A 15,306-nucleotide genomic window follows, 5' to 3' on the forward strand; every position below is an offset into this window, starting at 1 on the left:
GGAGAAAGAAGTGCACAATCAGGATTTGACAGCCTCATCCAGCCAGGCTTTGAATCGGGCATAAGGCACGTACAAAGAGACATCTTTATAGAGCAGCTTGCCCGATTTCAGATCGTTGATGCGGTTTGAGTAACCCACAATAACGCCGCCAATTGAATCATCGGAAGCGTTATAGACCGCGCCGCCGGACATGCCTTTTACCACGCCCGCATCAGATGCCACCACCACACAGCTCACCTTATTCCAGTCGTTCTTCAACCCGGTATTCACCAGATTGGTGCCGCTGGATGCCACCGGCATTGCGGAGATAAAACTGTAGCCATAAAGGTTGATCTTATCGCCAATAAGGCCGTTGCGGAAATGGGGCGGCGCGACATTGCCATTCTTGTGGTAAACCACGGCCAGGTCACATTCAGGATGGTAAGATTTAACGCGATAGAGAGAAAACTTTGCTACGTGTGCGGCGGTCAGGCTGTAGTCAGGCGTGAGCGGAATAGTGGTGCCGAGCGTGCCCACGCCAAGCACGGTAGGAATACCCGTGACGGTCATATCTACGCGCTTTTCCGCTTCTTTGCTGTACTCATATTTTCCCACTGAACAGCCGCCCACAAGCAGGGCAAGCAGGCAGATAGCACGTCGCATCGCTACTCCTCGGTAATGAATTGCTTAAGTACAGCACCAGAAAACGCCTCTTAATCTCTTGTATCTTATCGGCACCTTAAGGCAAATCTTTAATGCTTTTGCATGAACCCACGGCCCGGAAATTATCAGGTATTCCTTTTGGAGCCGGGCAACGCCGATCGTTGTTTAGGGTGAGTCTTGAGAAAGTATGATGTTATGGGCTTCTGAAGCAAATTTTAGTAGTGAAAGATTGCGTAAAAAAGGCAGCCGCGCTCTTTTCCTGAGCGAACAGGTGGGATTTTATCCGCAGATTTTCTCTTTTCTGTGACTTTTGCCTGCCAGGCAATAGTCCTTTGATGCTCAGGCTGTTTCAGCCTGAGGAGAGCTGTGCTTTAATTGCTGATGTGATCTGGATCAAATTTTAATTTCCCTTCAGCACCGCAGAACGCCTGCTGCGCTGTCTTTTTATTTTGTCGACCTGTCTGGAGAGTCTGACATGCCTGTCTCTTTACTGGCGTTGGCGCTGAGTGCTTTTGCTATCGGCACCACGGAATTTGTTATTATGGGTTTGCTGCCGGAGGTAGCGGGGGATTTGCAGGTCTCAATCCCCTCTGCGGGCTGGCTGATCAGCGGTTATGCGCTGGGCGTGGCGATTGGTGCGCCAATCATGGCGCTGCTGACGGCAAAACTGCCGCGTAAACGCACGCTGATGCTGCTGATGGTGATTTTCATTATCGGCAACGTGCTCTGCGCGCTGGCTTACAGCTACAACCTGCTGATGGCCGCCCGCGTTATTACGGCGCTTTGTCACGGCGCTTTCTTTGGCATTGGCGCCGTGGTGGCAGCCAGCCTGGTCGCACCGGGCAAACAGGCTTCAGCGGTGGCGCTGATGTTCACCGGCCTGACGCTGGCGAACGTACTGGGCGTCCCGCTCGGCACCTGGTTTGGTCAGCTGTTTGGCTGGCGCGCCACCTTCTGGGGCGTCTCTGTGATTGGCATTCTGGCGTTTATCTCGCTGATTGTCAGCCTGCCGACCAATCGGGATGAGAAACCGGTTCATCTTGCCAGTGAGATCAGCGCGCTGGCCAACGGCAAGCTGTGGCTGTCGCTGCTGATGACCGTCTTCTTTGCTGCGGCGATGTTTGCCCTGTTCAGCTACATTGCGCCGCTGCTGCTGCAGGTGACGGGGATCAGCGACAAAGGTGTAAGCTGGACGCTGTTCCTGATTGGCGGCGGCCTGACGGTAGGCAATATCCTGGGCGGCAAACTGGCGGACAGAAAATTGTCGCTCAGCCTGATCCTCAGCTTCTCGCTTATTGCGGTCTTCTCTCTGATCTTCAGCTGGACCAGCCATGCGCTGTGGCTGGCGGAACTCACGCTGTTCCTGTGGGCGATGGCGACCTTTGCCACCGTGCCTGGCCTGCAGATTAACGTGGTTCGCCATGGCAAAGAGGCACCGAATCTGGTCTCTACGCTGAATATTTCGGCGTTTAACGTGGGCAACGCCTTTGGGGCCTGGGCTGGCGGCGCGGTGATTGGCAGCGGTTATGGCCTCACTGCCGTACCGGTAGTCGCGGCCATACTGGCAGCGGGCGGATTGGTTATCTGTCTGATCACCTTCCGGCCTTCCCGTGGTCAGACGCAACCCGTTAACGCTTAACGCAACAGCGCATCAAGACGCTGGTTAATCAGGCTGATATCGGCGTGCAAATGTGCGCAGAACGCCTCAACCAGCGCAGAAGAAGGGCGGTGTCGTGGCCGGACAAGGCTGACCGTAAAAGGCACCGCAATGCTGAACCGCCTGATGGCTACTCCGCTGCCAGCATAATCCAGTGCTGTCAGCGGGTTCACTATCGACACCCCAACCCCCGCCCTTACCATTGAACATACCGATGCCGCGCTGTGCGTTTCCAGCACCATTCTGCGCTGAACTCCCTGCTCCTGAAACAACGTATCCAGCAACTGACGATAGCTGTCGTTGCGTGACAGACTAATGTAGTCCTGTCCGGCGAAATCGGCCGGACTAAGGCACGCTTTTGCCGCCAGCGGATGATCTTCAGGCAGAACGCAGACTTCATTGCCGGTAAACAGTTCAGTGCGCCCGGTGCCAGCAGGCGTCTGGCTGGTTTCCGTCAGCCCCAGGTCATAACGCTGAGCAGAGAGCCACTCCTCCAGCAGCGGTGATTCCTGCGAAATAATATTCAGGCTGACCTCGGGATAACGCTGCAGAAACGGCTGGCAAAAAAGCGGCAGCAGCGACTGCGAGAACACTGGCAGGCAGGCCACGGAGAGTTCGCCCTGGCGAAACTGCCGCAGCCCCTCTGCGGCGCTGATAATTCTGTCCAGCCCATACCAGGAACGCTGTACCTCTTCGAAGAGACGCAGCCCCTGTACCGTAGGTTGCAGGCGGCCGCGAACCCGGTCGAACAACTTCAGCCCCACCAGCTTCTCAAAGCGGGCAAGCTCGCGGCTTACCGTTGGTTGTGAGGTATGTAACAGCGCAGCGGCCTCTGTGAGGTTACCGGTGGTAACCACGGCATGGAAAATTTCGATATGTCGCAGCGTAATGCCCGCCATATTCAGCTCCCGCAGAACAGCTAAACTCATATCATGGATGAATAGACTCTGTTAAAACAGATATTTTTCATGCTGCTCTGCTTGTGGCGTAATAAGCCGATATTCTTCAGGAGACTCCTTATGCCACGCTTACTCAATAATCCCGACACCGCGCTGACCCGTGATAATCTTCTGCCGCTGGTTCAGCACTATGGCGGACCTGTCTGGGCTTACGATGCCAGCATCATCGCCGGGCGCATCGCACAGCTACAGCAGTTTGACGTGGTGCGTTTTGCGCAGAAAGCCTGCTCGAATATTCATATTCTGCGCCTGATGCATGCTGCGGGTGTAAAAGTGGACTCGGTCTCTTTAGGTGAAATTGAGCGTGCGCTGGTGGCCGGTTTTCAGCCGGGCGGCGATGAAATTGTCTTTACTGCCGATGTTATTGATGAGCCTACGCTGGCGCGTCTGGTTGAGCTGCAGATCCCGGTTAATGCCGGTTCGGTGGACATGCTCAATCAGTTGGGTGAAGTGTCTGCCGGGCATCCGGTCTGGCTGCGCGTTAACCCCGGCTTTGGGCACGGTCACAGCCAGAAAACCAACACCGGTGGCGAAAACAGCAAGCATGGCATCTGGTACAGCGATTTGCCGCTGGCGCTGGCGGCAATCCAGCGCCACGGGCTGAAGCTGATTGGCATTCATATGCATATTGGTTCAGGCGTGGATTATGGCCATTTGCAGCAGGTCTGTGAGGCGATGGTCAGTCAGGTGATCAGCTTCGGTCAGGATCTGGAAGCGATATCGGCGGGCGGCGGGTTGTCGATTCCCTATCGCTTTGGCGAAGAGGCGATCGATACCGGGCACTATTTCGGCTTGTGGAACGCCGCGCGTGAGCGGGTGGCGCAGCACCTGGGCCATGCGGTGAAGTTAGAGATTGAGCCAGGGCGTTTCCTGGTGGCAGAGTCTGGCGTGCTGGTTTCCAAAATTCGGGCGGTGAAGCAGATGGGCAGCCGTCACTTCGTGCTGGTGGATGCAGGCTTTAACGATCTGATGCGCCCGGCAATGTACGGCAGTTATCACCATATTTCGGCAATGGCAGGCGATGGCCGCGAACTGGATGAGCAGCATACTCTTGAGAGCGTAGTGGCCGGGCCGCTGTGTGAATCGGGCGATGTCTTTACCCAGTTGGAAGGGGGAAAAGTGGAAACCCGTGCGCTGCCAGCGGTAAAACCTGGTGATTACCTGGTATTCCATGATACCGGCGCTTACGGTGCCTCGATGTCATCGAACTACAACAGCCGCCCGCTGCTGCCGGAAGTACTGTTTGAAAACGGTAAGCCACGCCAGATCCGCCGTCCGCAGACCATCCAGGAGCTGCTGGCGCTGGAGCTGTAGAATAGCTTACCGTTGTCACCCGGGCTGGCTTTTTACCCTCTGATTAAGCCAGCCCCTTGATCATACGGCGATCCTTATCCAAAAAGTTCTTTTCTCAGCAGCACGATCTCTTCCGCCAGATCGCGGCACAGCATCGCCGTCATCAGGTGATCCTGCGCATGCACCAGGATCAGCGTTACCGGCACTTTGCCACACCCTTCATCGGCCCCGATCAATTCAGTCTGGATCTTATGTGCCTCTTTAGACGCCTCCAGCGAGGCTGCCAGCGCTTCTTCCGCCTGTAGCCACTCTCGTTTACGGGCGAACTGAATGGCGCCCATCGCATGAGAGCGGGCTTCCCCCGCGCTAATAAGCAGCGTCATCATGGTTTGTTCAAAATCCATTGCAGCCTCCGTTATTGGTATACCAAATAATAATTATCCATCCTATCGGAATACCAATATCCACTTCTGGGAGACTTATCACAGAAAATAAGGTGAGTTTCGCTAGTTTTGGTATGCCACGAGCAGGGATATTCATCAGGCCACGAAAAATACTGGAATGCCTTATCACTTACCTCTGAGGGTATTACGCATGTCTCTACAGGATCGGCTTATTGACTCTTTGGGCAGTTTTGCTACCCAATTCAACAGCTACCGCTACATCATGGCGATTAAAGCGTCCTTTATCACGCTGATGCCGGTGATTATCGTTGGCGCCTTCTCCGTACTGATTTCAAATATGGTGCTGGACAGTAAAAATGGCCTTGCTGGCTTTGCGGCGCTCTCTTTTCTTGCCGAACTGAAGCCAATTACCACCAGCATCAACTATGCAACGCTGAGCTTTCTCAACATCGGCGCGGTATTTCTGATCGGCATTGAGCTGGGCAAAATCAACGGCATCAAAACGCTGTTTCCCGGCCTGTTAGCCATTATCTGTTTTATCGCCGTCACGCCAACCACGCTCACCATGCTGGTTGACGGGCAGATGCAGCTGGTAACCGATGTGCTGGCCAAGCAGTTTTCCGATACCAAAAGCCTGTTCCTTGGCATGTTTATTGCCATTCTTTCTGTGGAAATCTACTGCCGGCTGGAGAATGTCGATCGGCTGAAAATTAAAATGCCCGATACCGTTCCGCCTAACGTTGCCGCCTCTTTCTCCGCACTGATCCCGGCAATCATTACCGTCTCTGCTATTGCCACCTTTGGCTTTGTCTTCCACCGTTTCACCGGCATGTACCTCTATGATGCCGTCTACAAAGTGGTGCAGGAACCGCTGGAGTCCGTGGTGCAAAGCCTGTGGGGCATTCTGCTACTGATGTTTGTCGCGCAGCTGTTCTGGGTGATTGGCATCCACGGTAATCAGATGGTTAAGCCCATTCGTGAACCGCTGCTGCTGGGGGCCATTCTGGTTAATATGAATGCTTTCGAGCAGGGCAAAGAGGCGCCCAATATCATCACCATGCCTTTCTGGGATGTCTATATGAGCATTGGGGGATCGGGCCTGACACTCGGCCTGCTCAGCGCGGTTATGCTGGCGACAAAACGCAAAGAGATGCGCGAGATAGCCAAACTCTCCTTCGGCCCCGGCCTGTTCAATATCAACGAACCGGTGATTTTCGGCATGCCGATCATGCTCAACCCGATTCTGGCGATTCCCTTTATTATCACCCCGCTGATCACTGGCTCAATTGGCTACTTTGCCACGGTAATGGGCTTTGCCGACAAGGCGGTGGTGATGGTGCCCTGGACTACGCCGCCCATTATCAACGCCTGGCTTTCAACCGCCGGTTCGATGGGGGCGGTGGTGACGCAAATTATCTGCATCCTGGTCTCGATCCTGATTTACCTGCCGTTTGTGAAAATCGCCGCACGACGGGCGGAGGCGGCAGAAGCCAAAGCGCTGCAGCCTGAGCTGGTGCAAAATTAAGGAGCCACAATGAGCAAGGTTACTATCGCTATCCCGCAGGATTTTATCCTCGGTGCCGCCGCATCAGCCTGGCAGACCGAAGGCTGGAGTGGAAAAAAAGAGGGGCAGGATTCATGGCCCGACGCCTGGTACAAAAACGATCGTCACGTCTGGCATAACGGCTACGGACCTGCAGTAGCAACGGATTTTATTAACCGTTATCAGGAGGATGTGGCGCTGATGAAGGCCGCCGGGCTGACGCACTATCGTACCTCCATTAACTGGTCACGGTTTTTAACTGATTATGAAAACGTGGTGGTGGATGAGGAGTACGCGAGCTATTACGACGCGCTGATCGCTGAAATGCACGCCCAGGGCATTGAGCTGATGCTCTGCCTGGAGCATTACGAACTCCCCGCCGTGCTGCTGGAACGCTATGGTGGATGGGGCTCAAAGTATGTTGTTGAGCTTTATCTGCGCTATGCGGAAAAAGTCTTTGCACGCTATGCAGATAAAGTTACCCGCTGGTTTACCTTTAACGAGCCTGTGGTGGTGCAAACCCGGGTTTATCTGGATGCGCTGCGCTGGCCTTATGAACAGAACACCGCAACATGGATGCAGTGGAGCCACCATAAAAATCTTGCCACCGCCAAAGTCGTGAAAATGTTTCGTGAACAAGGCTATTCCGGCACGGTAGGCACCATTCTGAATCCTGAAGTGACTTATCCCCGTTCAAGCGCACCCCACGACGTGCAGGCGGCAGAACGGTACGATCTCTTCTACAACCGGCTGTTTCTTGATCCCGCCATCAAAGGGGAATATCCCGCAGAGCTGTTGGCGCTGCTTGAGAAGCATCAGGTCCGCTGGGAATATAGTGAAGAAGAATTGCAAATCATTGCCCGCTACCGGGTGGATGAGGTGGGCATTAATCTTTACTACCCACATCGGGTAAAAGCGCCATCCCGCGCCTGGCATCCCGACACGCCTTTCCACCCGGCTTATTACTATGAGCATTTCGAGCTGCCGGGGCGGCGGATGAACAAGTCGCGCGGATGGGAGATCCAGCCCGGCATCATTTACGACATGGCGATGCGCATCAAAAATGAGTATGGCAACATCCCCTGGTTTGTCGCAGAGAACGGGATGGGAATTGAAGACGAAGCGCAATTTAAAGATGCCAGCGGCGAAATCCAGGACGATTACCGCATCGCTTTCATTGCCGAACATCTCTACCAGACGTTGAAAGCGCGTGAAGCCGGGGCTAATTGTCAGGGCTATATGCTCTGGGCCTTCACCGACAACGTCTCGCCCATGAACGCCTTTAAAAATCGCTACGGATTGATTGAGATCGATCTGGATAACCAGCGCCAGCGGCGGATGAAAAAGTCAGCTTACTGGTACCGCGAGCGGCGTGACAGCCGACAGTTAACTCTCACTCTTGATGATGAAATCAAATAAGGAAACCCCATGAAACGCATTGTCCTGGCCTGCGCCGCAGGCATGTCCACGTCGATGGTCGTTACGCGGATGGAAAAAGAGGCGGTAGCGCGCGGTCTTGATTATCAGATCTACGCCATCCCTGAGCAAAACCTGCGGGATGAGCTGCAAAACTACGGTAACGAGGTGGTGGTGGTTCTGCTGGGGCCACAGGTTCGCTTCAAGCTGGAAGAGAACCGAAAACTCACCGACAGCTATCAAATTCCTCTGGCGGTGATCGATACGCTGGCTTACGGAACGTTGAATGGAGCAAAAGTACTCGATCAGGCGCTGGCTTTGTTAAACTAGGCGGATTAACTCGCCGACAGGGGGCAGCCTCTGGCTCTGGTCGGGAAGGCGGCATTAGGGTCGGCGAGATTATCATTAACGAGCTAAGGGTGAAGATGTGGAAAAGGGCGCGGCTGGTCAAGAGAAAAAGCAGTATCAGGAAATCGGACAGCATCTGCGTCAACAAATTATTGATGGCAATTACCCGGTAGGCTCGCGCCTGCCCCCGGAGCGCAATATCGCTGAAACCTGGGGTGTCAGCCGGACTATCGTGCGTGAGGCGCTGTTGATGCTGGAGCTGGAGGGAACGGTAGATATCCGGCAGAGTTCCGGCGTCTACGTTATGCGCATCCCCTCTGAGAGCAGCGACGAGGAGGAAGCTTTTTTCCGCAGCGACGTAGGCCCGTTTGAAATGCTACAGGCGCGCCAGCTGCTGGAGAGCAACATCGCCGCCTTTGCGGCTAAAATGGCCACCAAAGCTGACATTGAAAACCTGAAGCGCATCCTGGAGCAGGAGCAGAAAGCGATAGCGATCAACGATGCAAGTCAGGACAACGACAAAATGTTCCATCTGCTGCTGGCTGGTGCGACGCAAAATCAGATGCTGCTTGATACTGTGACCAGCATCTGGCGTCACCATGAAACCAGCCCGCTGTGGCAGCAGTTGCGCAGCCATATTGAAACCCGCAGCTACCGGCTGAAATGGCTTGGCGATCATCAAACCATTCTGGCGGCCCTGCGCCGTCGCGATGTGATGGGCTCCTGGCAGGCGATGTGGCAGCACCTTGAGAACGTCAAAAACTCTTTGCTTGAACTCTCCGATGCAGATGCGCCCGACTTTGACGGTTACCTGTTTGAATCTGTGCCGATTTTTCAGGGCAAGCTGGTATGAGTGCGTTTCGTATCGTGCCGCTCAATATGGCCCTGCAACACCTTGAGACGGTGACGGACTGGCTGACCAACGCCTTTGGCGCAGATAACAGCCGGCCCTTTTTTGCCACCATTCTGCGCGCCAGTCTGAGTGAAGCTGAGTTTCCTCTCACCTGGGTTGCTCTTGAGGGCGATCGGGTGGCGGGAACGGTGGGACTCTGGCGCTGCGATCTGATCAGTCGTCAGGATTTGTTCCCCTGGCTGGCTGCGCTATATGTGGATGAAAGCTATCGGGGACAGGGCCTGAGCGGGCAGCTGCAACAAACAGTAATAGCCGAATGCCAACGGCGCGGCTATCCCACTCTCTATCTCTATTCAGAATGCGCGGAGTATTACGAGCGCTTCGGCTGGCATTATATTGGCGATGCGCTGGACTATCCGGATAAATCTGTGCGGCTCTATCACCGGCATCTTGAAGCCTGACGGTCCGGCCATACCATTGAACGGGTGACTGCTTACCTGTTCCAGGAGAGCGCCTGAGCGCATGGCGATCTCCCGAAAGAATAGCGGCCTCTCCTGGCAACAAAAGATGCCTAATTGCCTGGCGAACCCACCGAATGGCGACGAACCAGCGTCGGGCTGAACATATTAGTGATTTCTGGCAGCGGCTGCTCATTTGCCAGCGCCAGCGCCAGGGCGGCAGCCTGCTGCGCCATGGTCACAATCGGGTAGCGAACCGTGGTAAGACGCGGGCGTACATAGCGCGAAACCAGCACGTCATCGAAGCCAATCAGCGACATCTCTTCCGGCACAATCACGCCATTATCGCTTAATACCGCCAGCGCACCGGCGGCCATAGAGTCGTTATAGCAGGCGACGGCGGTGAATTGCTTACCGCGCCCCAGCAGTTCAGTCATCGCCTGCTCTCCGCCCACTTCATCCGGCTCTCCCAGCGCGACCAGCCGGTCATTACAGGGCAGATTGTGCTCTTTCAGCGCGTCATAATAGCCCTGCAACCGATCTTCCGTATCTGAGATAGGGTGAGTGGAGCAGATAAAGGCAATGTTCTGATGCCCTTGCTGGATCAAATGGCGGGTAGCCAGCCACGAACCATAGCGGTCATCCAGCGCAATACAGCGTTTTTCAAAGCCGGGCAGGGCGCGGTTAATCAGCACCATGCCGGGGATCTGTTTCATCAGCGAGATCAGTTCCGCATCGGGGATCTTTTTGGCATGGACCACCAGCGCGCCGCAGCGATGGCGGATCAGTTGCTCAATGGCCTGACGCTCTTTTTGCTCGTTATGGTAACCGTTACCAATCAGTAAAAAGTTGCCCGTCTCATAAGCCACTTGTTCAACAGCTTTTACCAGAGCGCCAAAAAAGGGGTCGGAAACGTCGCCCACCACCAGCCCCATCGTTTCGGTCGATTGTTGCGCAAGGGCGCGGGCATTGGCATTAGGATGGTATTGCAGCTGTTCCATAGCGCTGTTAACGGCCAGGCGTGAGTTCTCGCTCGCTTTGGGCGAGTTATTAATAACGCGGGATACCGTTGCCACGGAAACGCCCGCGAGCCTGGCAACATCCTTAATAGTGGCCATCGTGACTGCCTTCCAGGGTAAACGTTTACATAGCTGTTCAGTGTTGCGGAAATCCCCTGTTACTTCAAGCACACAGAATGCCAGCGGTGTCGCAAAGCTGGAGAATTCAGTCCATTCTGGCTTTGTGAGGGGAGGGATATATTCAGCTTTGCCAAAAAAGGCTATTCTGGCTTTCCAGAAAATATTTTCGCCTGCCGGACCGCCATATGACCGTTAAAAGAGTGCCGCATCTTGCCCATTGGGGCGCCTTCACCGCCGTAGTTGAAGAGGGAAAACTGCTCCGCTGTGAACCCTTTTTCGCCGATCAGGATCCGTCGCCGATGCTCAACACCATCCCGGAGCTGGTCTATTCAGACAAGCGTATCCGCCAGCCAATGGTACGTCGCTCCTGGCTGAAATCACGCGAGAAGAGCGATCGTACGCTGCGCGGGCGTGAAGATTTTGTGGCGGTTGACTGGGAGACGGCGCTGGATCTGGTGGCTGAAGAGAACCGTCGGGTGCGTGAGCGGTATGGCCCTTCCGCTATTTTCAACGGCTCGTATGGCTGGTCTTCGGCAGGGCGGGTTAACCATGCGCGAACGCTAATCCGCCGTTTCTACTTTAACGGCGGTGGCGGTGTTGACCAGTTGGGCAACTACAGCTGGGGCGCAGCGCAGTTCTTCCTGCCTTATGTTATTGGCACCTATATGCCGTTGACGGGCAGAGTAACCGACTGGCCAGGAGTGGTAGAGCACTGCGAAATATTTATCGCCTTTGGCGGACTGGCGCTGAAAAATAGCCAGGTTGCTTCCGGCGGAGCGGGGCAGCACAGCCTGAAGCCCGCACTGCTTGCGCTGGCCGCAAAAGGCACGCCGGTGATTAATATCAGCCCGATGCGTGATGACTGCCCGGAATTCGTTAATGCGGAGTGGATCCCGATACGTCCGAATACCGATGTGGCACTGATGCTGGCGCTGGGCTTTGAAATAGAGCGGCTGAACGCCGTAGATAGCGCGTTTCTGCACTCCCACTGCGTGGGCTATCCCCAGTTGCGCAGCTATCTGCTGGGGGAAAGTGACGGCATAGCGAAAACAACGCAGTGGGCCAGTGAGATTACCGGCATTCCTGCCTTACGCATTGAACAGCTGGCAAAACAGCTGATCGGCAAACGCAGCTTTATTACCTGCTCCTACTCTGTCCAGCGTGCTCACCGTGGCGAACAGCCTTACTGGATGATGATTGCGCTCTCCTCAATGCTCGGGCAGCCAGGCCTGCCGGGCGCAGGCTTCTCCTTTGGTCACGGCTCGATGAACAGCGTGGGCAATCCGCGTGTGGAAGGGCCTGCGCCGCTGATGTCTACCGGCGTGAACCCGATAGCGGATCGGGCCATTCCGGTCGCTCGCATCAGCGATATGCTGCTCCATCCGGGCGAGCCTTATACTTTCCAGGGGCAGACGCATACCTATCCCGATATTCATCTTATCCACTGGGCTGGCGGTAACCCCTTCCACCACCATCAGCAGCTAAACCGGCTGGTTGAGGGCTGGCAGCGCCCTGATACCGTTATTGTTCAGGATATTGTCTGGACGCCGGCAGCGCAGATGGCGGACATCGTTTTGCCGGTCACCACCTCGCTTGAGCGTAATGATATTGGCGGCTCCTCGCGCGACCGCTTTGTGCTGGCGATGCACCAGGCGATCCGGCCCCAGCATCAGGCCCGTAACGACTTCGATATTTTTGCAGACCTGGCCGAACGGCTTGGCTACCGCGACGTTTTTACGGAAAACCGCAACGAAGCGCAGTGGATTGAGCATCTTTATCAGCAGTGTGCCGTCGCCCATCAGCGCAAGGGCCTCCACTGGCCAGAGTTCCGGCAGTTCTGGGAAGAGGGGCATGTTGAGGTGCCTGAAGGTGATAAGCCCTTTATCTTTATGGAAGATTTCCGGGCGGACCCCGTCGCAAATCCGATCAAAACCGCCAGCGGAAAAATCGAGCTGTACAGTGAAACCATCGCGGGCTATCAGCTGCCAGACTTTGCGCCTCATCCTGAATGGCAACCGCCAAAAGAGTGGCTGGGCGCAGAGGTGAGCCAGCGCTTCCCGCTGCATATGATCTCTATTCAGCCAGCCGACCGGCTGCACAGCCAGATGGACGCCACGCCTTCCGTGCAGGCTAACAAAACTGCCGGACACGAAACGCTGTGGATGCATCACGACGATGCCGCCCCACGTGGCATCGCAGATGGCGATGTGATTGAGGTTAGTAACGATCGTGGCCGAATGCTGGCTGGCGTCCGTCTCACTGAGGGGGTCACCCCTGGCGTGGTGCTGATTTCCACCGGCGCCTGGTTTGATCCTGGCTTCGGCAAGGCGTGGAAACCCTACGATCGTGCCGGGAATCCTAATGTGCTTACGCTGGATATTGGCACCTCCTCACTGACGCAGGGGCCGAACGCCATGAGCTGTCTGGTGGAGATCAAAAAGGCGAAAGATTGCAAAAGTGCATAAGAATCACATGGCTGGTTACATTTTGCGGGTAACTGTTGCGAATAGTGGCTGGCGGGAATTGGCGGCAGATTGCTAAAGTCTAAGTCCCAGAGGTATTGATGGGTGAACATCAAAAAGTATTTATGCTTTGTTTCACCGACCTGCGCAGATGCGCAGGTTTTTTTTGCCTGAAAAAGAGCGGGCCAGGAATAACTTGATGAATTAGCAGGAAATAGGCTGCTTGTCGCCTGCTGTTAACTTCACGGCAATCACGATCTGAAACACAGTTTCCCTGTTATCTCCCCCGCATTTTTTGTATAACTCACAGTCAGTTAACCCGCTTACTCCAGTAGAAGATCCATGTCCCGCTTAAAGAAACTGCTCGCAAAAGATCAGGCCAAATCACCTTTTCATCCTTTTCGTTTCCGTCTGATCTGTGTCGGCGTATTCGGCTGTCTGGTGGTGCTGTTGGCGCGGGTAGGGGATTTGCAACTGATAAATCACCCTATGCTGGAGAAGGAGGCGGATGAGCGCTCGCTGCGCACTGTCACTCTTCCCACTAACCGCGGAACGCTGCTCGACAGAAATGGTGAAGCGCTGGCGCTGAGCGTGCCTTCGCGGGACATCATTGCCGATCCGCAACGCGTGCTGGAAGCCCACCCCGATTTCACCAGCGCGAAGTGGGAATATCTGGCCAATGCGCTTGACCAGCGCCCGGAGCAGATAGCGCAACAGATTAATGCCAACCCTAATCGCCGCTTCCTCTATCTGGGGCGCAAAATCGAACTGGGGATCGCCAAAGACATTGCCAAACTGCATCTTACCGGCATCTCTACCGTCTATGATGACAGCCGCTTCTATCCAATGAGTGATGCTACCGGCCCGCTGCTGGGCATTGTGGGTGCCGATAACAGCGGATTGACCGGGCTGGAAAAAGGCTTTGATAAAGTGCTGCAGGGCACGCCAGGCGTAGAGAAGTACCGGCAGGATGCGCACGGCAACATCGTGGCGATGCTCAATTATGAGCCGCCGCGCCAGCCGCCGACTGTCCAGCTCAGTATCGATAAATTCGATCAGTACACGATGTACTCGAAGCTGCGCGAAGGGGTTTTATTAAACAAAGCGGATTCTGGCGCAGCCGTGCTGATTAAAATCGACACGGGTGAGATCCTGGGGATGGCCTCTTATCCCTCCTTCAACCCGAATAATTTCGTCAACGTCTCGCCTAACCAGATGCGTAATACGGCCATCAACGACAGCTACGAGCCGGGGTCCACCGTGAAGCCGCTGGTGGTGATGGAAGGGCTGGCGCGTAAGCTGGTAAGGCCCGATTCGGTGCTTGATACCACCCCTTATCGCGTTAACGGCCATCTTATCCGTGACGTGGGCCACTGGCCGCGTCTGACCATGACCGGTATTTTGCAGAAATCGAGCGACATCGGCGTTTCCCATATTGCGCTGGCGATGCCCGCTGAGGTGCTGGTGAACACCTTTAGCGCCTTCGGGCTGGGCAAACCCACCGGCCTGGGACTCACTGGCGAGAGCGTAGGGTATTTTCCACTGCATCGCGAACGCTGGGCCGATATCGAACGCGCCACCTTCTCCTTTGGTTACGGCCTGCGCGTCACGCCGCTGCAAATCGCCCGTGAGTACGCCACGCTGGGCTCGTTTGGTATTTATCGTCCGCTGTCGATCACTAAGGTGACGCCGCCAGTAATAGGCAAACGCGTGGCTGATGAAGAGATCGTCCGCTCCGTGGTGCATATGATGGAGAGCGATGCGCTGCCAGGCGGGAGCGGGGTGCGTGCTGCAGTGCCGGGCTATCGGCTGGCGATCAAAACGGGTACGGCAGAGAAGATGGGCGACAGCGGTAAATATGACGGGGGTTATATCAACTATACCGCCGGTGTGGCACCCGCCAGCAATCCCCAGGTAGCGCTGGTGATCATGATTAACCACCCGACGGCGGGCGACCACTTTGGTGGCTCGGTAGCCGCGCCGGTGTTTGGCAATATCATTGGCCCGGTACTGAAGCACATGAACGTGGCGCCTGATGCGCTTTACTCCACGCATAGCGGATGACGTTTTCCTGGGGCCGCCTCATTGTGAGTGGGTAACAGACCCGCTCCGGGTAGCTCTCTGTTAACCAA

Annotated in this window: 13 protein-coding genes; 9 read left to right on the forward strand and 4 right to left on the reverse strand. The window is 55.3% G+C overall.

Features of this window, described 5'->3' with window-relative positions; translation table 11 throughout:
* Window positions 1-18: 18 nt before the first annotated feature.
* Window positions 19-642, reverse strand: a complete 624-nt coding sequence (locus SD961_RS06845) for a serine protease (protein ID WP_318789645.1) — start codon at window positions 640-642, stop codon at window positions 19-21.
* A 475-nt stretch (window positions 643-1,117) separates the two neighbouring features.
* On the opposite strand from SD961_RS06845, the gene SD961_RS06850 reads away from it, so the two are divergent.
* Window positions 1,118-2,281 carry an MFS transporter gene (locus tag SD961_RS06850; RefSeq protein WP_318789646.1) on the forward strand — a complete coding sequence of 388 codons (1,164 nt, stop codon included), beginning with the start codon at window positions 1,118-1,120 and terminating at the stop codon, window positions 2,279-2,281.
* Here the strand turns inward: SD961_RS06850 and SD961_RS06855 are convergent.
* Window positions 2,278-3,198: a LysR family transcriptional regulator gene (locus SD961_RS06855; protein WP_318789774.1), complete on the reverse strand. Its 921-nt coding sequence runs from the start codon at window positions 3,196-3,198 to the stop codon at window positions 2,278-2,280. The genes SD961_RS06850 and SD961_RS06855 overlap by 4 nt on opposite strands.
* Before the next feature lie 120 nt (window positions 3,199-3,318).
* Here SD961_RS06855 and lysA point away from each other — a divergent pair, with 120 nt between their 5' ends.
* A complete protein-coding gene (lysA, locus tag SD961_RS06860; RefSeq protein WP_318789647.1) occupies window positions 3,319-4,572 on the forward strand; it encodes a diaminopimelate decarboxylase in 1,254 nt (417 codons plus the stop codon).
* A gap of 74 nt (window positions 4,573-4,646) precedes the next feature.
* On the opposite strand, the gene SD961_RS06865 is transcribed toward lysA, so the two are convergent.
* Window positions 4,647-4,955: a PTS lactose/cellobiose transporter subunit IIA gene (locus tag SD961_RS06865; protein ID WP_306210813.1), complete on the reverse strand. Its 309-nt coding sequence runs from the start codon at window positions 4,953-4,955 to the stop codon at window positions 4,647-4,649.
* Between the two features lie 190 nt (window positions 4,956-5,145).
* Between SD961_RS06865 and SD961_RS06870 the strand changes: the two genes are divergently transcribed.
* From SD961_RS06870 to SD961_RS06890, 5 genes are all read left to right on the forward strand, one after another.
* Window positions 5,146-6,480 (forward strand): PTS sugar transporter subunit IIC, encoded by a 1,335-nt coding sequence (locus SD961_RS06870; protein WP_318789648.1) that lies wholly within the window; start codon window positions 5,146-5,148, stop codon window positions 6,478-6,480.
* Window positions 6,481-6,489: 9 nt separating this feature from the next.
* A complete protein-coding gene (locus SD961_RS06875; protein ID WP_318789649.1) occupies window positions 6,490-7,917 on the forward strand; it encodes a glycoside hydrolase family 1 protein in 1,428 nt (475 codons plus the stop codon).
* A gap of 9 nt (window positions 7,918-7,926) precedes the next feature.
* A complete protein-coding gene (locus tag SD961_RS06880; RefSeq protein ID WP_318789650.1) occupies window positions 7,927-8,244 on the forward strand; it encodes a PTS sugar transporter subunit IIB in 318 nt (105 codons plus the stop codon).
* 97 nt (window positions 8,245-8,341) lie between these two features.
* Window positions 8,342-9,115 carry an FCD domain-containing protein gene (locus SD961_RS06885; protein WP_306210821.1) on the forward strand — a complete coding sequence of 258 codons (774 nt, stop codon included), beginning with the start codon at window positions 8,342-8,344 and terminating at the stop codon, window positions 9,113-9,115.
* Complete coding sequence (locus SD961_RS06890) at window positions 9,112-9,576, forward strand: GNAT family N-acetyltransferase (protein ID WP_318789651.1); 465 nt, start codon at window positions 9,112-9,114, stop codon at window positions 9,574-9,576. The genes SD961_RS06885 and SD961_RS06890 overlap by 4 nt, the downstream gene beginning before the upstream one ends.
* Before the next feature lie 110 nt (window positions 9,577-9,686).
* On the opposite strand, the gene galR is transcribed toward SD961_RS06890, so the two are convergent.
* On the reverse strand, window positions 9,687-10,691 hold the full coding sequence (gene galR, locus SD961_RS06895) for an HTH-type transcriptional regulator GalR (protein ID WP_318789652.1): 1,005 nt from the start codon (window positions 10,689-10,691) through the stop codon (window positions 9,687-9,689).
* A 206-nt stretch (window positions 10,692-10,897) separates the two neighbouring features.
* Between galR and SD961_RS06900 the strand changes: the two genes are divergently transcribed.
* A complete protein-coding gene (locus tag SD961_RS06900) occupies window positions 10,898-13,177 on the forward strand; it encodes a molybdopterin guanine dinucleotide-containing S/N-oxide reductase (protein WP_318789653.1) in 2,280 nt (759 codons plus the stop codon).
* Between the two features lie 339 nt (window positions 13,178-13,516).
* Window positions 13,517-15,238: a penicillin-binding transpeptidase domain-containing protein gene (locus SD961_RS06905; RefSeq protein ID WP_318789654.1), complete on the forward strand. Its 1,722-nt coding sequence runs from the start codon at window positions 13,517-13,519 to the stop codon at window positions 15,236-15,238.
* Window positions 15,239-15,306 lie beyond the last annotated feature (68 nt).

This window comes from Erwinia sp. MMLR14_017 (genome assembly GCF_033657285.1).
Taxonomy (GTDB): Bacteria; Pseudomonadota; Gammaproteobacteria; order Enterobacterales; family Enterobacteriaceae; genus Erwinia.

Bases quoted from the DNA above. Each gene is read 5' to 3' on its own strand.
- SD961_RS06875 (WP_318789649.1), top strand. From the start codon at position 6,490: ATGAGCAAGGTTACTATCGCTATCCCGCAGGATTTTATCCTCGGTGCC.
- SD961_RS06845 (WP_318789645.1), bottom strand. From the start codon at position 642: ATGCGACGTGCTATCTGCCTGCTTGCCCTGCTTGTGGGCGGCTGTTCA.
- SD961_RS06855 (WP_318789774.1), bottom strand. From the start codon at position 3,198: ATGGCGGGCATTACGCTGCGACATATCGAAATTTTCCATGCCGTGGTT.
- SD961_RS06890 (WP_318789651.1), top strand. From the start codon at position 9,112: ATGAGTGCGTTTCGTATCGTGCCGCTCAATATGGCCCTGCAACACCTT.
- SD961_RS06850 (WP_318789646.1), top strand. From the start codon at position 1,118: ATGCCTGTCTCTTTACTGGCGTTGGCGCTGAGTGCTTTTGCTATCGGC.
- SD961_RS06905 (WP_318789654.1), top strand. From the start codon at position 13,517: ATGTCCCGCTTAAAGAAACTGCTCGCAAAAGATCAGGCCAAATCACCT.
- galR (WP_318789652.1), bottom strand. From the start codon at position 10,691: ATGGCCACTATTAAGGATGTTGCCAGGCTCGCGGGCGTTTCCGTGGCA.
- SD961_RS06900 (WP_318789653.1), top strand. From the start codon at position 10,898: ATGACCGTTAAAAGAGTGCCGCATCTTGCCCATTGGGGCGCCTTCACC.
- SD961_RS06880 (WP_318789650.1), top strand. From the start codon at position 7,927: ATGAAACGCATTGTCCTGGCCTGCGCCGCAGGCATGTCCACGTCGATG.
- lysA (WP_318789647.1), top strand. From the start codon at position 3,319: ATGCCACGCTTACTCAATAATCCCGACACCGCGCTGACCCGTGATAAT.
- SD961_RS06870 (WP_318789648.1), top strand. From the start codon at position 5,146: ATGTCTCTACAGGATCGGCTTATTGACTCTTTGGGCAGTTTTGCTACC.
- SD961_RS06865 (WP_306210813.1), bottom strand. From the start codon at position 4,955: ATGGATTTTGAACAAACCATGATGACGCTGCTTATTAGCGCGGGGGAA.